This window comes from Knoellia tibetensis (assembly GCF_048606415.1).
Classification (GTDB): domain Bacteria; phylum Actinomycetota; class Actinomycetes; order Actinomycetales; family Dermatophilaceae; genus Knoellia; species Knoellia tibetensis.
Window position 1 is genome coordinate 1,735,538 of record NZ_JBMBWF010000001.1, and the last position, 21,826, is coordinate 1,757,363.

Genomic DNA, 21,826 nt, shown 5'->3' on the forward strand with positions numbered 1-21,826 from the left:
GCCGTCGTCCCTAGCGTGCGGACATGTCACGTGAGCGCGGAGGCTCCGCCCTCGAGTTCGTCGGCATCGTCGCGATCGCGGGGATGGTCGTCGCCGGGGTGCTCGCCGTCGTGAGCACGGCCAACGTCGTCGAGCACGCGACCCTGGCGTGGTGCCGGATCGTCGGCGACGGGCAGGACTGCGAGGTCAAGGCCGAGGCGGCGCAGGACGCGTTCGAACGGGCCATCCGCGGTGGCTACGTCGCTCTCGGCGACAGCTTCGCCTCCGGCGAGGGGGCCGGCGACTACCACGACGGCACGAACTACGACAACCGTGACGACTGGGACCCCGGCAACTGGGGCGACGACTCGCACAACCGCTGCCGCCGCTCGGCGTCGGCCTACGCCGAACAGACGTATGCCGTGTTCGACTTCGGGGGCGACCTCACGACCGTCTACTGCTCGGGGGCCACGACCGAGGACCTGCACAACCCCAACGACACCAACGACGACGAGCCGGCGCAGCTCGAGGCCCTCGACGAGGACACCTCGCTCGTCACGATGTCGATCGGGGGCAACGACCTCGGCTTCGCCGACGTCCTCACCGACTGCGTCCTCAACGGCGGCTCCGGGGTGCTCTGGACCGACGGCTGCCAGGCGAAGTGGGAGGGCGAGCTCGACCGCCGCATCGTCGACCTGCGCGCCGACCTCGTCGAGCTCTACGGACAGATGAAGGAACAGGCGCCCAACGCGCGGATCGTCATCATGGGCTACCCACGGCTCTTCAACGACCCACCGAGCGAGGAGCTCAACAACATGCTCTTCGCGCAGGACCAGGTGTGGATGAATGGCAAGGCCGACGAGCTCAACGCCATGCTCCGCGGGGCCGCCCGGGAGGCCGGGGTCGAGTTCATCGACCCGACCCAGGCGTTCCTCGGCCACGGCGTGGGTGCGCCCGACGGTGAGCAGTGGATCAACGACCTCGACTGGGGGGGACCCGGGCTCTCCGTGACCGATCCCGGCTCGTTCCACCCCAACGCCCAGGGCCACGCAGCGATGGCCGAGCTGCTCCAAGAGCAGCTCCGCAACCCGGAGTACCCCTGATGCGGCCGGTTGCAGGCACCCGCGCCGCGGTCCGTGCGCGCCTAGGGTGGTCGACCATGGGGACGCGGACGGGGCGGGCGCTCGGCGCCGCGATCCTCACGGCAGGAGTGATGACGATGACCGCGTGCGGCGACGAGACCGCCCCCGGGTCGGCCCGCGGGGCCGCACCGACGACGACGAGCACCGCACCGACGACGGGCACGGCCTCGCCGTCGGGCTCGCCGAGCGGGTCCACGGACCTCGAGGCACGGGCCAAGAGCCGCTTCGTCCCCCTCGAGACGATGGGGGAGGGGTGGCGGCGCTCGCAGCCGCCCCAGGCGGGCTTCGGCCTCACCGTGTGCGGTGTCGACATCGAGCCCGAGGAGCCCCGCGGGGCAGCCCGCCAGCGGTTCGCCCGGTCGGCGGTCGGGCCCTTCCTTGCCCAGCACGTCCAGGTCCACCGCGACGGGCTCGCCACCGAGGTCGTCGACGCGCTGAGGACCGCGCTCGCCACGTGCACGACCTTCGAGACCCGGGGCGAGCTCGCGAGTGGGCCGGTGACGACCTTCACCGTCGACGAGGCGGACTTCGGCCAGGTGCCCGGCGACACCGTCGTCTGGCGGATGACGTCGCAGGGTCCACGCAAGGTCACGCAGGACGTCGCGCTCGTCGCCGACGGTGAGTTCCTCGTCGGCCTCGTCTCCTACGGCGCGGGGGACGCGCCCGACCCGGCCGTCATCAGCGGCGCGGTCACCGCCGTCCAGCGCGGCGACTGACGGGCGCCCGGCGGGGAGTTCTCCCCATCGTCCCTGACGACGCTACCCGGCTAGGCTGGTTCGGCTTCTGCACCGCACCCGCGAGGGTGCCGTCCTTCCGTCCCCCATGGAGGTGGCCCGATGCCCACGGTGGGCCATCCCAGCGCCCTCAGCCCGGCGTACCCGCACATCGAGCTCACGCTGCCCGACGACTGGACCGTGGAGCCCGGCGGCGACGCGCTCCTGCGTGCGGTCCACGGCAGGGGAGGCGACCTCGCTCCAGAGCTCACGGCATACGTCCACACGTCGCGCGAGGCGAGCACCGACGACCTCGTCGACGACCTCGCGGGCGAGGCGGAGGGACGCGACGAGGGCGAGGCGGACGAGACCTTCGTCGTCGAGCTCGAGGGCCGCGAGTGGACCGGTCTCAACGTGTCGTGGATCGAGGACGGCGAGCCGGTCTACCTCGTGCACCTGGTCACCGCGGTCGAGGCCGGCGAGGTCGTCCACCTCGTGCGCGTCACCGGCCGCATCGCCGGCCCGGACTCGGAGCAGGACTACGAGGCCGTGCAGTCGATCCTCGAGACGGCGGTCGTCGACCCGATGGGTGGCGGCGCGTGAGCGGCCCGCACTACGCCGCGCTCACCGGACCCGACGTCCGGATCCGCTCGGGTGCCGCGACCCACGTCGGTCGCGTGCGCAACCACAACGAGGACGCGCTCATCGCCGAGGGCCTCGTCTACGCCATCGCCGACGGCATGGGCGGGCACGCCGCGGGCGAGGTCGCGAGCGGCATCGCGGTCCAGCTCCTCGGCGAGCTCAACACCCGCACGCACGTGCGCCCCGAGGACGTCGTCGCGCTGCTGCGCCGGATCAACGGGCACCTCCTCGAGTCGGCCGCGCGCAACCCCGAGCAGACGGGCATGGGCACGACCGTCGCCGGGCTCACCGTCGTCGACGCGGGCGGCGCCGACCACTGGATCGTCTTCAACGTCGGCGACTCCCGCGTCTACCGCTTCCTCGGCAACCGGATGAGCCTGGTGACCCGGGACCACTCCGAGGTCCGCGAGATGGTCGACGCCGGGATCATCACGGCCGAGGAGGCCCTGCGCCACCCGCTGCGCAACATCATCACCCGCTCGCTCGGCACGGACCCCGGCCCCAACGCGGACGTCTGGGTCTTCCCCCCGCACCCCGGCGAGCGCTTCGTCCTGTGCAGCGACGGCCTGTCCAACGAGGTCGACGACCGGACGATCATGGTGGCCCTGCAGAAGTACGACGACCCGCAGGAGGTCGCGGACGCCCTGTGCCGCGCCGCACTCGACAACGGTGGACGTGACAACATCAGTGTCGTCGTCGTCGCCTTCGACTCGGACGAGGATGACAACGACGAGGCCGACACCGCGCCGCGTCACACCCTGATGCCGACCTGAGGACGAACGCCGTGAGCAGCACCGAGGTCACGACCCGGCCCCCCGCAGGCTGGGTCACGCTGTCCGCGGGAGACCGCCACCTCCTCGTCCAGGGCTCGGCCGCCTTCGCCGACGACCTGCGCGGCCCGCTCGAGGCCGGGGTCGTCGAGGTGCTCGACGCCCTCTCCCGCGACGGACTGCGCGCGCTCCCCGACTTCGCCCTCGTCGACACGTCGGGGGAGCAGGCGCGCGTCGTCGTCCGTGGTGAGGCAGTCGTGCGCGCCGACGGCGAGGACGTCACCTCGGACGCCCGTATGCCGTGGCGCGACCTCGACGTGTCGGCCTCCGCTCTCGAGCTGGCCGGCCCCGGTGCCCGGGGCGGCTGGAAGCGTCCCCGGCGGCTCGGCCGCCCGGCCGCGGCTGCCGGTGCGGCGGCTGCGGGTGCGGGTGTGGCGGCGGCGCGCGAGCCTGAGCCCGAGCCCTCGCCGGAGCCGACGGTGCAGGCGGAGCCGGCCACGGCGTCCGAGGCGGAGGAGCCGGGGGCCGAGGCACAACCGGAGCCGGAGGCCCAGTCCGCTGCGCAAGCGGAGCCCGAGCCGGAGGCGCCACCCGTGCCGCCGGCCGACCTCACCCTGCCGCCGTCGGAGGAGTACGCGGGAGCCGCACCGGCCGAGCGAGTCGCCCCCGAGCCCCCGCCGCAGCCCGAGAAGAAGGTCCTCATCGACAGCGTGCCGTGGCGCACCCTGCCCGAGGGTGACCGGTCGTCGTCGTCCGCCGCCGAGCCGGCAGCCGCATCCTCCGCCGCGGCCCCCGCGACCTCCGAGCCCGCCGCTGCACCGCCCGCTCCACCCGCGGACGTTCCCGTACCTCCGCCCCCGGGCCAGCAGGTCCCCGATGCCGCCGACGGCCCGACGGGCCCGGACAACTGGGGCCTCACCGGTCCGTCCCCGATGGCCGCCGAGCCGGCCGCCCCGGCGTCCCCACCCCGGGCGGACCTGCCGTCCGAGCCCGCGCCCGGCCAGGCCGCAGCCAGTGCGCCGCCCTCACCCGCTCCGTCGGCGCCCGACGTCACCATGGACCGCAGCGCGCTCGGCCCGGCCGTCGACGGCCCCGCCGACAGCCCGATCGTCCTCGCCGTCATCTGCCCGGCGGGCCACCACTCCTCGCCGCACGCGAGCTCGTGCCGGGTGTGTGGTCGCGACATCCCGACGCAGCAGCCGTTCCAGACCCCGCGCCCGCAGCTCGGCGTCCTGCGGGTCTCCACCGGCGGACTCGTGCCGCTCGACCGCGGGGTCCTCCTCGGCCGCTCGCCCAAGGTCAACGCCGACCTGCCGCCGAGCAGCCGCCCGCACCTCGTGCGGCTCGCCTCGCGTGACAACGACATCTCGCGCAACCACGCCGAGGTCATCCTCGAGGGCTGGCACGTCCTCGTCCGCGACCTCGGCTCGACCAACGGCACGACGGTGACGCTGCCCGGCCAGGAGCCGGTGCGCCTGCGGCCCACCGAGGACTTCGGCATCGAGCCCGGCGCCGTCCTCACCCTCGCGGACGAGGTCTCGCTCACCTACGAGGTCTCCGAGTGACGCGAGCAGCCCCGGGCTCCGCGCCCGAGATCCCCGGCCTCGTCTATCGCCAGCCCCTCGGCTCGGGCGGCTATGCCGACGTCTTCCTCTACGAGCAGCAGATGCCGCGCATGCCGGTCGCGGTCAAGGTCCTCAAGCGTGACGGCCTCACGCCGGCGATCCGGCGGCAGTTCGTCGAGGAGGCCAACACCATGGCCGAGCTCGCGGACCACCCCTACATCGTCCAGGTCTTCCGCAGCGAACAGCTCGCCGACGGCGGCGCCTACCTCGTGATGAAGTACTACCCGCCGCCCAACCTCGCGACCCGGGCCAAGCGGGAGCGGCTCAGCGTCGAGGAGGTGCTGCGCACCGGCATCCAGCTCGCCAGCGCCGTCGAGACCGCGCACCGGGCCGGCATCGTGCACCGCGACATCAAGCCGGCCAACGTCCTCGTGAGCCAGTACGGCGCCCCCGGACTCACCGACTTCGGCATCGCGGGTCGTGCGGTCGGCCAGGACGAGCACGACGAGGACGTCGGAGTCTCGGTCCCGTGGTCGCCGCCCGAGGTCCTCTACGGCCAGAGCAACGGCGACGCCCGCAGCGACGTCTACTCCCTCGCCGCCACCCTCTGGCACCTCCTCGTGGGGCGCTCGCCGTTCGAGCAGCCGGGAGGCGACAACTCGGCATACGCCCTCATGCCCCGCATCCGCGCGACGCCGGTCCCGCAGACCGGCCGCGCCGACGTGCCCCTGAGCCTCGAGCGGCTCCTCGGCCACGCCATGGCCAAGAAGCCCGACGCCCGTCCGCAGACGGCGATCGACTTCGCCCGCGGCCTCCAGGCCATCGAGCAGGAGCAGCGGTTCGCCCGCACCCCCATCGTCGTCCTCGACGAGTCGGGCCACACGACCGTCGCCGACAGCACCGGTCAGCCGGCCCCCGAGCACACCGACCCCGACCGGACGAGCGTGCGCGCCCCCAAGGTCACCTCGGCCCAGACCTACGCGCCGACCGCGACCTCGACGAGTCGCCCAGCGGCCGAGGAGGCCGACGCCGGTCCGCAGCCGACCACGATCAGCGGCGGAGCGCTGCTCGCCGGTGTCGGCGTCGTCCTCGTCGCGCTCGTCGGTGCCCTCGTCTGGGCGATCGGCTTCCGCGGCGGCGACGAGCCCACCGACGCCTCGACCGACGCCCCGACGGCGTCGGTGACCCAGGGTGGCGGCGGCCCCGTCGTCGACATCCCCGAGCAGCCCTCGATCGACGGGCAGGGGATCGCCGGTGGCGCGGCCTTCTCGTGGCAGTACGCCGGCGTCCGCAAGGGCGACTACTACCGCATGCGCATCGCCCCGAGCGAGGCCGAGATCGCCAAGGCGGCGGTGACGACCGTCAAGGCGATGCCCCACCGTGTCACCGCGAAGTCCGGCCAGTCGGTCTGCGCGCAGGTGGCGGTGGCCCGTGCGGCGGGTCCGACGTCGCCGTACTCGCCGATCAAGTGCGTCCAGGGAGGATGACCGATGGCAGTGACCGTGGAGTTCTGCGGTGAGGAGTTCGTCGCGCCGGAGGACGCGCCGCTGACGATCGGCCGCGTGGCCGACGTCGAGATCGACGACAACCCCTACCTCCACCGCGTCTTCCTCCAGGTGCACCGCGAGCACGACCTCTGGTGGCTCACCAACGTCGGCTCGACCCTCACCGCCACGGTCGGCGACCGCAAGGGCCTCTTCCAGGCCTGGCTCAACCCCGGCGCCCGCATCCCCCTCGCGCTCGAGGCGTTCACGGTGTGGTTCACGGCGGGTCCGACGACCTACGACTTCGACATCACCGTCGACGACGCGACCTTCACGACGATCGAGAACGACCCGGAGCCCGAGCCCGAGGACTCGCCCGGCGAGACGACCGTCGGCCGCGTCTCGATGACCCCCGACCAGAAGCTCCTCGTCGTCGCGCTGTGCGAGAGCTTCCTGCGGACCTCGTATGCCGGCCAGGGCCAGATCCCGTCCTCCGCCCAGGCCGCGGACCGGCTCGGCTGGACGACGACGAAGTTCAACCGCAAGCTCGACAACGTCTGCCAGAAGCTCGCCGACGCCGGCACCCGGGGGCTGCACGGCGGTCCGGGCAAGCTCGCGAGCAACCGCAAGGCGCGGCTCGTCGAGCACGCGCTCTCGACCCGCATGGTGACCGAGGCGGACCTGGCCCTGCTCGACTGACGACGATCGCACGGAGGCCACGAGCCAGGCCTGGAGGCGTGAGCAGTGGGTCGCGTCGGGCTGGGCTGACCTGCACGGACGGCATACGGAGGTCCCGTCCGGGCCATCCGGGGCACCCGTCGTGACCACTCGGCGCAAAGTGCTTCCCCTCTGTCGGTGCTGCGGTGCAGGATGCACAGAAGTTCGTGCAAAGACGTACGGACGCCCGGGCCTCCTGCCCGGTTCCTGGAGGAGAGACATGACTGCTCGCACATCTCCGCGCGGACGGCGGCGCTACCTCGCCGCAGTGCCCGCGCTGGCGTTGGCCGCGACCGGCTTGACCATGGGGTCAAGCACTGTCGCCGCCGCGCCCAGCTCAGGTTCGTCATCGGCCGGCGCAGACAGCGCGTCGTCCGAGGGCTACATCAACTACGTCGCCCCGCGGATGGAGGCGGTCTCGTCGGCGGACAAGGCCCTCAAGATCAACGGCAAGGCGGTCTCGAAGAAGACCGCGCAGACGCAGAAGGACGCGCTCACCAAGGCCAAGGCCGTGGACCGCAAGCACGCCAAGGGCAACCCGGTGGCCGCGCGACAGCTGGCGAAGCTGGAGGCGCAGGCGATCAAGACGGGCAAGAGCCCCAAGGAGCTCAAGGCCAACCGCTTCAAGCAGGCCAAGAGCACCCAGGAGGCCAAGCTCCTCACCATCCTGGTCGAGTTCAACGACAAGGCGAACGACGACTTCACCGACGTCATGGTCCCGGACGGCTTCAGCGCCGAGACCTGTGTCAACGGCTCGATCCAGAACGGGCCGAAGCACAACAACATCCCGAACCCCGCCGACAGCGAGCTCAAGGACAACAACTCGATGTGGGTGGAGGACTTCTCCTCCGAGCACTTCAACAAGATGCTCTACACCAAGACGGGCATCACCGAGCGCGTCCGCCCCGACCTGACGGGCCCGGACGGCAAGGCCGGCATCGACATCTCCGGCTACACGATGAAGAACATGTACGAGGAGATGTCCAAGGGCGCCTACACCGTGAGCGGTGCGGCGACCCCGTGGATCACCGTGCCCCACTCCGAGGCCTACTACGGCGCGACCACCTGCCACAAGGACGAGAACGGCGAGTGGACCTACGGCGCGATCCAGGACATGCAGGGCCACCCGGACAACCCGCTCGGTCCCGGCCAGCTGCCCATCGACGCGGTGGCGGCGCTGGCGAAGGCTCAGCCGAGCTTCCCGTGGGCCGACTACGACATCGAGGACCAGGGCGACCGCGACGGTGACGGCAACGTCCTCGAGCCGGACGGCGTCATCGACCACGTCGTCCTCGTCCACGCCGGTGAGGACAAGTCCGGTGGTGGCGGTGCCGAGGGCCCGTACGCCATCTGGGCGCACTCGTCGGCCGTCGCCGGTGGCGCCCCGGTGCCCGGCACCAACCTTCGGCTGTCGAACTACATCGTCCAGCCCGAGGACTCCGGTGTCGGTGTCTTCGCCCACGAGTACGGCCACGACCTCGGTCTGCCGGACCTCTACGACACCGCGAGCGGCGGCGAGTCGGACGTCGACTTCTGGGACCTCATGAGCTCCGGCTCGCACTCGGGCCCGATCTTCCAGTCGATGCCGACCCACATGGGCATCTGGGACAAGTGGGTGCTCGGCTGGGCCGACCCGGTCCAGGTCAACCCCGGTGACGACCCGCGCGCCGTCAAGGTGGGACAGACGAGCCGGACCCCCAAGGGGTCGGCCGACGGCGTCAAGGTCAACCTCCCGCCGAAGCGGGTCGCCCTCGCCGAGCCGCACAGCGGCGACAGCATGTGGTACTCCAGCGCCGACCAGTCGTGGGCCAAGAACACCCTGACCCGGGACGTGGCCGTCCCGGCCGGTGCGACCGACGCCCGCTTCTGGACGTGGAACAACTTCCACATCGAGGAGGACTGGGACTTCGGCTTCCTGGAGGTCTCGACCGACGGTGGCACCACGTGGACAGAGCTCAAGCAGTACGACTCCGCGGGCAAGGAGGTCACGACGCCTGACGGCTACGCCGACCCCAACGGCCGCATGAAGGACTTCGGCAACAAGAAGTACGGCCTCAGCGGTGCGACCGACGGCTGGGAGCACTACTACGCCAACCTCACCCCGTATGCCGGCAAGAACGTCAAGGTGCGCCTGCTCTACGCCACCGACGCCGGCTTCGAGGACACGGGCTGGTTCGTCGACGACCTTTCGCTCACCAACGGTGGGACGACGGTCTGGAGCGACGACGCCGAGGCCAACAACGGCTGGACCGCCACCGTGGGCACCTGGACCGACACCACCGGTGCCGGCTGGGTCCTCGACCCGGGCGCGCACGACTACGCGCAGTACTACCTCGTCGAGTGGCGCAACTTCGACGGCTTCGACAAGGGCCTCCAGTACGCCTACGACACCACCTACCAGAAGCTCGGTGGCGAGGGCGCGTGGAAGGTCGAGAAGATCAAGTACAACGCGCCCGGTGCCCTCGTCTGGTACCGCGACACGTCGTACGGCAACGCCAACCACGTGCTCAACAACCTGACGACCCTCCCCAGTGAGGGCGCCAAGGGTGGCCTGCTCATCGTGGACAGCCACTTCGACCCGCTGCGGCGCAGCGGTGCGAACGCGGCCAACGACACGAGCACGCTGAAGAACCTGCCGTCTCGTCCGCAGTCGTCCAACGCCGCGTTCAACCTGTTCGGGACCTACCCGTTCAACGAGTGCACGACGAAGGCCGACTTCACCGGGGAGGCCTGCAACACCTTCGGCAAGCAGTCCGCCGTGAAGTCGTTCACTGACGACAAGGGCTGGTACCCCGGCATCGAGATCCGTGGCAGCAGCGTCTTCTACCGTGACGCCGACGCCTCGACCGTCGTCCCCTCGGTGGGCAACGCGCCGTACAGCACGCGCGTCGTCGACGCTGCCGGCAACCCGCTGCCGCAGTACTACGGCCTCGACCTCGGCATCATCACGCCGCTGGGCACGGGCAACCCCGCCGACGACGGCGTCGGGTACGGCACCTCGGTGACCGTCTCCAAGGCGTTCGGCGGCAACCAGGCAGCGCTCATCAAGATCACCCCGCCCAGCGCGGAGTAGTCGCGGTCGCTGCACCGACGCATCGGGCCCGCATCCTCTCTCGAGGGTGCGGGCCCGACGCCGTGCCAGCGACCCGCCGGTAGGCGAAGGGTAGGTATGGGCACCCATGGGAAGTGGCCCCGACAGCCGGTAGGGTGCTCCACGGCATACGCGGAAATTCTTGTCACGCCGGGGATCGTCGCAGTGCCTGAAGCACCCACGGGGGGTGACGCAGTCCGAGCCGGGCATCGCGCACGGGATCGGGACCTCGGTCCGCCCCGCCACCGCGATGAGAGGACCTCGACCCATGACGGTCACCCACGACCAGGCCGCGTGGTTCACCAAGACCTTCGAGGCAATGGTGAGCAACGTCGACAAGGCCGTGCTCGGCAAGGAGCACGTCATCCGCCTGGCCCTCACGTGCATGCTCTCGGAGGGGCACCTGCTCCTCGAGGACTTCCCCGGCACCGGCAAGACCCAGCTCGCCCGCGCGCTCTCGAGCACGGTGCACGGCTCGAACAGCCGCATCCAGTTCACGCCCGACCTGCTGCCGAGCGACGTCACCGGCGTAACGATCTACGACCCCAACAGCAAGAAGTTCGAGTTCCACCAGGGCCCGATCTTCGCGACGATCGTCCTCGCCGACGAGATCAACCGCGCCTCGCCCAAGACCCAGTCCGCGCTCCTCGAGGTCATGGAGGAGGCCCGCGTCACCGTCGACGGCGTGCGCCACGAGGTCGGCGAGCCGTTCATGGTCATCGCGACGCAGAACCCCATCGAGCAGGCCGGCACCTACCGGCTCCCCGAGGCCCAGCTCGACCGCTTCCTCATGAAGACGACGCTCGGCTACCCCGACCACGACGCCACCGTCCGCGTGCTGCGCGACGCCAAGACCCGTGACCGCACCAAGGCGCTCGAGCCGGTCGTGACTTCGCAGGTCATCCTCGACATGGCCGAGCTCGCCGACGAGGTCCACGTCGACGACGCGATCCTCGACTACGTCTCGCGGATCGCCGAGGAGACCCGTCGCCACGTGAGCGTGCGTCTCGGCCTGTCGGTGCGTGGCTGCCTCGCCTTCATCCGGTGCGCGAAGACCTGGGCCATCGGCCAGGGCCGCACCCACGTCATCCCCGACGACATCAAGCTGCTCGCGTACCCGGTACTCAACCACCGCCTGCTCGTCACCGCCGAGGCGCAGTTCGCCGGCATCACCGTCGAGCAGGTCATCGACCAGATCCTCGGCGAGGTCGCGCCGCCGACAGAGCGCGTCGCCTGACGATGTCCGACCCGGTGGAGCCCGACGAGGCGACGGTGAGGCGGTCCGACCTGAGCCGACCTCCCGCCTCGGCCTCCCCAGCTGCGCCGACCCCGGCTGCACCGACCCCGCCCGCCGCCCGGAACGCCGGGCCCGCCGGGCCCGCCGGTCCTTCTGCGGCGCCGATCGAGGAGGACGCGACCGTCTCGCGCTCCTCGCTCAAGGTGCGCCCCGCCCAGGACCAGCCGGCCCGGCGACGTGCCTCGGGCGCGACGGCCACCGGGGGCTCGCGCTGGCGTTCGCTGCTCGGGCTGCGCCAGCCCGACGACACGCAGGAGGTTCGCCGCCACGACCGCCAGCCCTCGCCCTCGACGAGCGGCCGGTCGACGCGGCTGCGTCCCGAGCTGCCCACGATCACGCTGCCGCGCGTGCAGATCCCGGCCGCGATCACCCAGACCGGCGCCCGCCTCCTCGACCTCACCGGCGAGCGGATCAAGCCGCTAGCCGAGCGGTCCGCCCCCGTGTGGCGCCCGGTCGCCCGCGCGCTCGGCTGGGTCTCGGCGCTCGGCTGGACGGTCCTCGTCCTCGGGCTCGTGTCGTGGTGGTTCGCCGGCCGCTACGGCTGGAGCGAGCTCGCGATGATCGCCGCCGCGTGCCTGGTCCTCTTCCTTGCCTGCGTCGCGCTCGCGATCGGGCACGCCAAGGTCGAGATCCGCACCGACGTCGACCCGACGCGGGTCGTCGTCGGCGAGCCCGCGACCGGCCGCATCGAGGTCCGCAACCTCTCCGGACGCGGCATGCTCCCGCTCCTCGTCGAGCTGCCCGTCGGTCGCTCGGCCGCCCGGTTCACCCTGCCCTCGCTCGGGTCGGGCAAGTCGCACGAGGAGCTCTTCGTCGTGCCCACCGAGCGCCGCGGCGTCATCCAAGTGGGTCCGGCGACGACCGTCCACGGCGACCCGCTCGGCCTCGTCCGCCGCACGATGGAGTGGACCGAGCGAACCGAGCTCTTCGTGCACCCGCTGACGACGAGCCTCGAGCCGCTCGGCGCCGGCCTCCTGCGCGACCTCGAGGGCCAGGTGACCCCCGACCTGTCGATGTCGGACCTCGCCTTCCACGCCCTGCGCGAGTACCAGCCCGGCGACGACCGCCGCTACATCCACTGGCGCTCGAGCGCGAAGCACGACCGCCTCCTCGTGCGCCAGTTCCTCGACACCCGCCGCTCCCACCTCGCGGTCGTCGTCGACACCACGCCCGAGGTCTACACCGGCGAGGACGCCGCCGTCGAGCTCGCCATCTCGTGCGCCGCCTCGCTGGCCGTCCGCTCGATCCTCGACGAGCAGGACACGACGGTCGTCGTCGGCGACCAGCAGATCTCGCGGGCGACGGCGCCGCTCACCCTCGACACGTTCGCCCGCGCGGCCGTCGGTCCCATCGACATCTTCGGCGCGGCCGGCGACGGCTCCGCGCTCGCCCCCGACGCGAGCGTCGCGATCCTCGTCACCGGCTCGCACCGCCCCTTCATCCAGGTGCAGCGCGCACTCGCCCAGTTCGAGGTCGAGGTCGTCAAGGTCGCGCTCGTCATCGACCCCGACGCCCAGGTCGGCGTGCGCCACGCCGGCGGCCTCACCATCCTCACCGTCCGCGAGCTCGGCGACCTCCGCCGCGTCCTCTTCAGCGGAGCCCTCGCATGAACACCCCACGACGTTCCTTCGTCGCTGCGCTCCTCCGGATGCTGCGCAGGGACCCCGCATGAGCATCGACGCCACCTCGAGCCGCCGCGCGCGGGCCGACGAGCGCAACGCGCGCCCGTCGTCCCTCCGCCTCTCCCTGCCCGGTATGCCGTCCCGCGACGTCCTCGTCGACCTCGCCTTCTCGCTCGTCCTCGTGACTATCGCCCTCGTCGGCTTCCGCACCGGGTTCATCGGCTGGGAGTGGATCCTCGCCGCGACCGTCGGTGTCGCCCTCGGCACCGTCGTCGCGCACATCGCGGTGACGCGCTCGTGGCCGCTCCTCCTGACGGTGCTCGTCCTCGTCGCCCTCCACTTCGTCCTCGGCGGGCCGGTGGCGGTGCGCGGCGACCTCATCGGTGGCGTCATCCCGACCCTCCAGACCCTCAGCGACCTCGCCGTGACCCCGGTGACCGGCTGGAAGGAGTGGCTCACCCTCCTGCCCCCGGTCGACGCTCGCGGCCCACTCGTCGCGCTTCCGTGGGTCACCGGGCTGCTCGGTGCCGCGGCGACCTACGGTGTGGCCCGCCGGTTCCGTAGCGTCGGCGGTGCCGCAGTCGCCCCCCTCGTCCTGCTCGTCGGGACCATCGCCCTCGGCACCCAGCAGCCCGCGGCGCGGCTCGTGCAGGGCGTCGTCTTCGCGCTCGTCCTCATCCTCTGGCTCGTCGCGCGGGCCGCCCGGACCCGCTCCAGCCTGCAGAACGGTGCCGGCCGCAGGGCCCGGGCCATCACCGGTGTCGCGCTCCTCACCGTCGCCGCCCTCGCCGGCACCTTCCTCGGCCAGGTCCTCCCCGGGGCCGGCTCGAGCGAGGCCCGCACCGTCGTGCGCGACCAGCTCACCCCGCCCTACGACGTCGCCCAGTTCATGAGCCCGCTCTCGGGGTTCCGCCAGTACACCGAGCCCAACTCCGCCGAGCTCTACGACGCCGAGATCCTCCGGGTCACCGGCCTGCCCGACGGCACCCCGATCCGGTTCGCCACGCTCGACAGCTACGACGGGCTCATCTGGGGCGCTGCGGACCGCGCCATGGACGGCACCCCCTTCCAGCAGGTGGGCTCGCGCATCGCACCGCGCGTCACCGGCAGGTCCGTGAAGGCCACGGTGACCGTCCCTGAGGGCGGCTACGAGGGGGCGTGGCTCCCGCTGGCCGGGTCGACCACCGGCGTCCGGTTCGAGGGTCCCCGCGGCGACGACCTCGCCGACGCTCTGTGGCTCAACACCGCCACCGAGACGGCCGTCGTGCCCGCGCTCGTCCAGCCGGGCGACACCTACTCCTTCCAGGCCGTGCTCGGCGACGACTTCTCGACGACCCTGCCCAAGGACCTCAAGGTCGAGAGCGGTGCGCAGGTCGCCGAGGACACGAGCTTCCTCGACGCCAAGCTCGATGCCTGGAGCGGTCGCGCCGGCAGCCCGTGGGAAAAGTTCGTCGCCGTGGCGAAGACGATGACGTCCGAGGGTGCCTACACCGACGGTGGCACGGCCAACTCCTACGAGAAGGTCTATCTCCCCGGCCACGGCCTCAGCCGGCTGAGCCGGTTCGTCGGCTCGACCCAGCTCGCCGGCAACGACGAGCAGTACGCCGCGACCCTCGCGCTCGTCGGCAACCGCCTCGGCATCCCGACCCGCGTCGTCATGGGTGCGACCCCCGAGTCCGGCAGCGTCATCCGGGGCAAGGACGTCCACGCCTGGGTCGAGGTCCGGGTCGACGGCGGCACGTGGCACGCCCTCCTGCCGTCGACGTTCCTGCCGTCGCGCAACAAGAAGCCCAACGAGCAGCAGCTCAAGTCCGAGGAGCAGAAGGTGGGCGCGCAGGTGCCGCCTCCGGCCGGCGTCAACCCGCCGTCGGTCCTCCAGGGTCCGGACCAGGCGCAGAACGCCACCGACATCAAGAAGAAGAAGCGCAACCCGCTCGACATCGGGTCGTGGCCGCTGTGGCTGCGCATCCTCGTCCTCGGCCTCGTGCTGCCGGTCCTGCTCCTCCTCGGCGCCTACGCCCTCATCCGCTGGCTCAAGACACGCCGGCGACGCCGTCACGCGACGACCGGTGCGCTGGCCTCACGTCCGGCGTGGGTGTGGCGTGACCTCGTGAGCGACGCGCGCAGCCTCGGTGTCGCCGTCCCACGCGGAGCCACCCGCCTCGAGCAGGCCCGCGCCTTCCCCGACTCCGCGCCCGCGCAGCCCATCGCGGTCGGTGCCGACGCGGCCGTCTTCGGTCCGGGTGAGCCCGGCGCGGAGGTGGCCACCGCCCTGCTCGACGAGGCCGACTCCGTCCGCTCCGAGCTGCGTGCCACCGTCTCGCCGTGGCGTCGGATCCGCTCCGACATCGACGTGCGTCCGCTGCTCGAGCGCGACCGTCGCACGCGCCCCAGGCGCAGCCTCCCCGCCATGCCGTCGCTGCGCCGCACCCGCGGCGCCGAGGGATCGGCGTGAACCCTCTGCGACGGCGCACCCGCTCCACTCCGACGACCCGGTCGCTGCGCCATGACCGGGGCCGCGGCCGCACCGCCTCGACGATGGTCGTCGTCCTCACGGCCGCCACCCTCGGCTGGGCCGCCGTGACCTCGCAGGGCGCCACCGTCCACGAGGCCGACGTCGGCGACGGCGCCGTGTGGATCACCTCGGACGTCCAGGCCAAGTTCGGCCGGCTCAACAAGGCGGTCTCCCAGCTCGACGCCGGGGTGGCCTCCGACGCCGCACCCGGCTCGGGCATCGACATCCTCCAGGACGGCAGCGCCGTCGTCGCGTGGTCGAAGGCCACGGCCCAGCTCCAGCCGATCGACGTGCGCACGGCGCAGTTCCGCGAGGAGACCGCCGCGGCACCCGGGTCCCCCACGGCACAGCCGGGGCGCATCGTCCCGACGCTCGTCGACCTGCGCGGGGGCACGATCGCCGCCGTCGATCCCCGCTCGGGCAAGGTCTGGGCCCAGCGCGTCGACCCGCGCGAGGGCGTCGAGAACCTCAGCGGCCTCGGTGCCGCGACCAAGCCGCTCGCGACCGTCGGCGGTGACGCCGTGCTCGCCGTCGGCGAGGACGGCGCGGTGCACGTCGCCTCGGGCGCCAAGGGCACGGTGACGACGATCCGTCCCGGTGGCTCCTCGTTCGCCAAGCCGGTCACCACCGAGAGCGGCGCCAAGGGCGACCGACTCCAGGTGACCGCGCTGGGGTCCGCGTGGGTGGTCTACGACCCACAGCGCGACGCGCTGCACAGCGAGGGCCACACCAAGGGCGTCCCCGCGGGCTTCGCACCCTCGGAGGGTGAGCCTGCCTATGCCGCCGTCCAGCTCCCCGGGGGGTCCGCCGACGCGGTTGCGATCGCCGGCGGCAGCGCGCTGCGCATGGTCCGTGTCGACGGCGGGGCGCCGACCGGCGGCATCGAGGTCGCCGAGCGGGTCAACCGCAGTGGGGCCGTGCCGCTGCCGGCCCACCCGGTCGTCCTCCGCGGCTGTGTCCACGGCGCCTGGTCCGAGACCGGCAAGGTCTTCTACGGCGCCAACTGTGGCCGCGAGGACCCCGTGCCGACGGGCACCATCGACAACATCAGCGAGACCCCCCTGCGCGACGGCGTGGCGTTCCGGGTCAACCGCGGCGTCATCGTCCTCAACGACCTCGACAACGGCTCCGCGTGGGACATCCAGCGCGACAAGCAGAAGATCGACAACTGGGACGCCCTCATCCCGCCGCCGGAGCGTGACGAGGACAGCAAGAAGAAGGACAAGAACCTGGTTGACGACGCCGTCGCCCAGCAGCCGCCGACCGCCAAGCCCGATGACCTCACCGTCCGGGCCGGTCGCACGAGCAAGCTCCACGTCCTCGACAACGACACCGACGCCGCCGGCTCGGTGCTCGCCATCGACCCACGCGACGTCAGCGCGGTGTCGGACCCCGACGTCCGGGCCTCGGTGTCCGCCGACGGCCAGAGCATCGACGTCACGGTGCCGGCCGGCAGCGTCGAACCGTTCCAGTTCACCTACCTCGTCGGCAACGGCAAGGTGAAGGCCAAGTCCCGGGCCGCCGTCAGGGTCAGCATCGCCCCCGAGACGACGAACAACGCGCCCTACCTGCGCGAGGGACAGGCCAAGCTCGCGAAGACGGCATACCCGGTCCTCGCCGGCAAGCGGCTCGCGGTGCCGGTCGTCGCGGACTGGCGCGACCCCGAGTCCGACCCGGTCCTCGCGACGGTCGACGGCGAGCGGCTGAGCATCGACGGGCAGGGGCGCCTCGCCTACCTCGCCCCGCCGGAGCCGGGCCGGGAGAGCATCGACTACGTCGCCGACGACGGCCGTGGCGGGCGCACCAAGGGCGCCGTCCCGGTCGAGGTCGTCGCCCTCACCGAGACCCGGGCGAGGCCGCCGGTCACCCAGCCCGACGTCATCCGCGGGGTCGTCGGCAAGTCGCTCCAGGTCGAACCCCTCGGCAACGACATCGCCGGTGCCGACCCCAGCGACCCCGACGACCGGATGCACCTCGCTGGCGACGTCCGCGCCAGCGGCTCCCTCACCGTCGACAGCAACCTCGACACCGGTGTCGTCACCGTCACCCCGTCCGCGCCGGGCACCTACGAGCTCTCGTATGCCGCCCAGGTCGGCGGCGGTGTCGCTCCCGGCAGGATCCGGGTCGACGTCATCGAGGCCGCCGACCCGGACGCGCCGCCGGTCGCGGTGGGCGACAGCGCGACCGTGCGCGACCAGTCGCCGACGCTCGTCGACCCGCTCGCCAACGACTACAGCCCACGGGCCGACGTCCTCGTCACGCAGGCCGCGACCGCCGCGACGAGCGATGACTCGTGGCTGCGCGCCTCGATCTACCAGGGCCGGTGGATCCGGGTCGTCGCCCTCGAGCCCGCCGGCGCGGCCGCCGACGCCACCCGCCGCGGGACGATCCGCTACTCCGTGAGCGACGGGTCGAAGCAGGCGACCGGCGAGGTGACGGTCACCCAGAAGGCGCCGCTCGACCTCGACCCCGTCGTCGAGGACGACACCGCGGTCGTCCGTGAGGGCGACGCCGTCGCCGTGCCCGTGCTCGACAACGACACGATGGCCGACGGCATCCCGCTGCGCATCGACCCGCTGAGCGTCAAGGTGCTCGGGCGCGACGTCGAGCAGACCGCGTTCGCGTCGGGCAACGTCGTGCGGTTCGTCCCGTGGGCGACCCGGCTCACGGCCGAGCAGCTCGTCACGGTCGAGTACGCCGCCTATCCCGAGGGCATGCCCGAGCGTGCCCAGACCGGCCGCGTGAGCATCCGGGTGACGCCGCTGCCGAGCGAGGCCCGCCCCAACCAGGTGCCGGTCGCCCGCAGCTTCTCGTCGTCGGTCACGGCCGGCGACCCGCTGACGATCACCGTCCCCACGACCGGCGTCGACCCCGACGGCGACACGGTCGGCGTCACCGGGGTCGTCGGGCCCAACGGTGGGGCGGTCGACCTCACCCACGGTCGCGTCGTCTCCACCGGACCCTCGACGATCCGCTACGAGTCCTTCCCGACGGCGTCGGGCACCGAGGTCATCAACTACGAGGTCGTCGACCGCTTCGGTGGGGTGAGCCGGGCGTTCGTGCGCGTCGGGGTCGTCGCTCCCGGCGACCCGCAGCCGCCCGTGGCCGTCGACGACACGGTGACGGCCGCACCCGGCAAGACGGTCACGGTCCCGGTCACCGCCAACGACCTCATCGCGCGCGGCGACTCGGTCGAGCTCCAGCACGAGGGCCTCAACCCCGCGTCCGAGGACTCTCAGTGGAAGGTCGACCTCGACGAGGAGACCGTCTCGACGAAGGTGCCGGGGGAGGGCGCGCCCGTCCACGACTTCACCTACGGCATCACCAACGGCGTCTTCGACCCCTCGCGTGCGAGCCTGCTCGTGCGCGGGCAGGAGGGCTGGGTCAACCCGCCCACCGCCAACGACGACGTCGCCAAGCCGCAGGGCGGTGAGACGGCGACGACCGTCGACGTCCTCGCCAACGACACCGACATCGACTCGGACCCGGCCACGCTCGAGGTCGTCGACGTCCTCTCCACGCACGGCCGGGCCGTCGGCAACCGCGTGAGCGTCGACGTGCTCGACCACCCCCACACCGTCCCCTACGTCATCGAGGACGAGGACGGCGCGCGGGCGATGGCCGTCGTCCACGTGCCCCGCGGCGCCGGTGGCACGCCGTTCGTCGTCGAGGGTGCGCTCATCGAGATGGACAAGGACTCGACGAGGACGGTCCGGCTCGGCGACTACGTGAAGTCCCCGCAGGAGCGCACCCTCGGCATCACGTCGGCGAGCACGATCTCGACCGTCCCCGGCAGCAACCTCGCCCTCGCCCACGACGGTGACGGCACCCTCACGCTCACCTCCTCCGGTGGCTACGTCGGGCCCGCCTCGGTGATGTTCGAGGTGACCGACCAGATGAGCGACGACCAGCAGGACGTGCACACGGCATACGTCTCGGTGCCGGTCCAGATCGGCCCCAAGGTGCCGCTGCTGCGCTGCCCAGCCACCGCGGTCACCGTGCTCGCCGGCGGGCTGCCACGCGAGCTCGACCTGCCGACGCTCTGCCGCGCCTGGCTCCCCGTCGGGATGTCGATGGAGGACATCGAGTTCACCTCCGAGTGGGAGCAGGAGCCGGCCGACGTGCGGCTCGACCGCAGTGGGACCGGCGAGCGCCTCGTCACCCTCACCGCCGAGTCCGGGGCGCCGTCGGGCGCCGGAGTCCTCTCCATCGGCACCCGCGGCTCCGACGTGCGGGCCACGGTCCGGGTCGCCGTCGTCGGCGGCGACAGCGACCCCTACGCCAACATGCCACCGCCCCGGCTGCGTCCCATTGCCGTCAACGGCCTCGAGGAGGGCGAGAGCCAGCAGGTCGACATCGGCTCCTACCTCGACTCGCCCGTGCAGAACCCGAAGTGCGCCGTCGAGGCGGCATCGGTGACGAGCGGCTCCGGACTCAGCGTCACCCGCAGCGGGTGCACGATCACCGTCTCGGCCGGTCCGCGCCCCAGCCCCACCGGCCGGGTCTCGATCAGCGTCTCCGACGCGCCGGGTCGCACCGCGACCGGCGCGGTGAGCGTGACGATGCTCGGGCGCCCGGACCCCCCGACGTCGGTGGCCGCGCAGGCCGACCGCGACGCCGGCGGCCGCGCCAGGGTGAGCTGGTCGGCGCCCTCCTACGACGGCGGCGCCCCGATCCGCGGCTACACCGCGCGCTGGACCGGCGGCTCGACCGGCAGCCAGGAGTGCACGGCCTCGCCTTGCACCATCGAGGGCCTCACCAACGGCAAGGACTACTTCTTCACCGTCACGGCCACCAACGCCGTCGGCGAGAGCGAGCCCGGCGGCCCCAGCAATGCCGCGCGCCCCGACACCAAGCCCGGCCCGGTGACCGCCGTCTCGATGGCGAGCCGCGGCGACGGGTCGCTGACGATGACGTGGTCGCCGCCCGAGAACAAGGGCTCGCCCGTCACGAAGTACCTCGTGCGGCTCGTGCCGACGAGCGGTGGGACGCCACGCACGGCGGAGGTGGCCGCGCCGGCCACGACGGCGACGGTCACCGGACTCGACAACATGAGCGAGTACGCCGTCGCTGCCCAGGCCTACAACGAGGCCGGGCCGGGCCCGTTCGGCGCCGACACGATGATGCAGTCGGCGGGCACGCCCCCGGCACCCACCGGCTTCACCGCGACGGCCGACGGCCCCGGCGCCAACAAGGACCTCGCTGCGATCACCCTGACATGGAACGCGACGAGCCCCAACGGCCCGCCGCTCAAGAGCTACACCGTCAAGCGCAGGGTCGGCGGGGGAGCGTGGTCGGTCCTCAAGACCGTCCCGGCCTCCTCGACGCGCACGAGCGACCAGGTCGTCTACGACGGCCGCCGCTACGACTACGTCGTCACCGCGACCAACGGCGCCGACATCACCTCACCCGACAGCGCGGTCCAGTCCTTCACCTCGATCGGTATGCCGTCCACCCCCTCCGTGAGCGCGTCGACGCCGACGAGCGACCGGCGGGCCCGGCTCACCGTCGACCTCGGCTCGCCGCGGGCATCCGGCTTCTCGTCCGTGACCTGGCGCGCGTCGACCGGTGAGAGCGGCACGTTCACGTGTGGAGCCTGCCCGAGCGGGGGCAGCGTCACCTTCACGACGTCGGAGATGAGCACGACGAGCAAGACGTTCACGGTGCGCACGAACAACGGCACGAGCTCCTCGAACCCCTCCGGCGACAGCAACGCGGTCACGCCCTACGGCCCCACGCCGCGGCCGAACCCGGACGGCGGCTCGACGTCCGGGCAGTCGGTGACGTGGAACTGGACCCTGCCCACCGATGGCCGTCCCATCACCCGCGTCGTCGTCACGGGCGCCGCGTCGCACGACGGCGACCCGATCCGCTCGATCTCGGCCCGGGGCGACTGGTCGCAGGACCTGACGATCCACATCCGCGCCTACTCCGAGGCGGGCGAGTCGCCGGTTCTCGAGATGACGCGACGCACCGACAACCCGCCGCAGCCCGAGGTGACGAACCTTCGTCCTGGGGCGAACTACGTCGATCCCGATGGTGTGGGGTCGTGCCGTTACTCCCCGGGGTGTCCGCGGGTCAGGTTCGACTACTCCAACTTCCCGTCGGGCGCGGGGACCTACACGTGCGAGGACGGACGGTCCTCCCTCGGCCCGTACTCGTTCACGAGCACCGGCAGCGGGACGGTCGAAGGATGGTGCATCTACGCCAGGAACAGCAACAACCGGATCCGGATCGTCGCGACCGTCAATGGCCAGACCGACGCGTCGGACTGGGTGAACTGGTAGCC

General features: G+C 72.2%; 12 protein-coding genes. All 12 read left to right on the forward strand.

The genetic code is table 11. The features are described 5' to 3' along the window. Positions 1-23: 23 nt before the first annotated feature. The 12 genes from ACOJV7_RS08095 (at position 24) to ACOJV7_RS08150 (ending at position 21,824) form a co-directional block, all read left to right on the forward strand. Complete coding sequence (locus ACOJV7_RS08095; protein ID WP_420189620.1) at positions 24-1,082, forward strand: SGNH/GDSL hydrolase family protein; 1,059 nt, start codon at positions 24-26, stop codon at positions 1,080-1,082. A gap of 56 nt (positions 1,083-1,138) precedes the next feature. Next, positions 1,139-1,837 (forward strand): hypothetical protein, encoded by a 699-nt coding sequence (locus tag ACOJV7_RS08100; protein WP_420189621.1) that lies wholly within the window; start codon positions 1,139-1,141, stop codon positions 1,835-1,837. A 120-nt stretch (positions 1,838-1,957) separates the two neighbouring features. Then, positions 1,958-2,437, forward strand: coding sequence for a hypothetical protein (locus ACOJV7_RS08105; RefSeq protein ID WP_420189622.1), 480 nt, complete (start codon positions 1,958-1,960; stop codon positions 2,435-2,437). Beyond that, positions 2,434-3,249 (forward strand): PP2C family protein-serine/threonine phosphatase, encoded by an 816-nt coding sequence (locus tag ACOJV7_RS08110; protein ID WP_420189623.1) that lies wholly within the window; start codon positions 2,434-2,436, stop codon positions 3,247-3,249. The genes ACOJV7_RS08105 and ACOJV7_RS08110 overlap by 4 nt, the downstream gene beginning before the upstream one ends. An 11-nt stretch (positions 3,250-3,260) precedes the next feature. Further along, positions 3,261-4,811: an FHA domain-containing protein gene (locus tag ACOJV7_RS08115; protein ID WP_420189624.1), complete on the forward strand. Its 1,551-nt coding sequence runs from the start codon at positions 3,261-3,263 to the stop codon at positions 4,809-4,811. After that, positions 4,808-6,298 carry a serine/threonine-protein kinase gene (locus ACOJV7_RS08120; protein ID WP_420189625.1) on the forward strand — a complete coding sequence of 497 codons (1,491 nt, stop codon included), beginning with the start codon at positions 4,808-4,810 and terminating at the stop codon, positions 6,296-6,298. The genes ACOJV7_RS08115 and ACOJV7_RS08120 overlap by 4 nt, the downstream gene beginning before the upstream one ends. A 3-nt stretch (positions 6,299-6,301) precedes the next feature. Continuing rightward, a complete protein-coding gene (locus tag ACOJV7_RS08125; RefSeq protein WP_420189626.1) occupies positions 6,302-6,994 on the forward strand; it encodes an FHA domain-containing protein in 693 nt (230 codons plus the stop codon). A 322-nt stretch (positions 6,995-7,316) separates the two neighbouring features. Then, a complete protein-coding gene (locus ACOJV7_RS08130; RefSeq protein WP_420189627.1) occupies positions 7,317-10,085 on the forward strand; it encodes an immune inhibitor A domain-containing protein in 2,769 nt (922 codons plus the stop codon). Between the two features lie 286 nt (positions 10,086-10,371). Next, positions 10,372-11,340, forward strand: a complete 969-nt coding sequence (locus tag ACOJV7_RS08135) for an AAA family ATPase (protein ID WP_420189628.1) — start codon at positions 10,372-10,374, stop codon at positions 11,338-11,340. Positions 11,341-11,375: 35 nt separating this feature from the next. Beyond that, entirely contained in the window at positions 11,376-13,010 is a 1,635-nt protein-coding gene (locus ACOJV7_RS08140; RefSeq protein WP_420189629.1) for a DUF58 domain-containing protein, read from the forward strand. Positions 13,011-13,068: 58 nt separating this feature from the next. Further along, complete coding sequence (locus tag ACOJV7_RS08145) at positions 13,069-15,477, forward strand: transglutaminase TgpA family protein (protein WP_420189630.1); 2,409 nt, start codon at positions 13,069-13,071, stop codon at positions 15,475-15,477. Further along, entirely contained in the window at positions 15,474-21,824 is a 6,351-nt protein-coding gene (locus tag ACOJV7_RS08150; RefSeq protein ID WP_420189632.1) for an Ig-like domain-containing protein, read from the forward strand. Before ACOJV7_RS08145 ends, ACOJV7_RS08150 begins: the two co-directional genes overlap by 4 nt. The last annotated feature ends 2 nt before the right edge of the window (positions 21,825-21,826 follow it).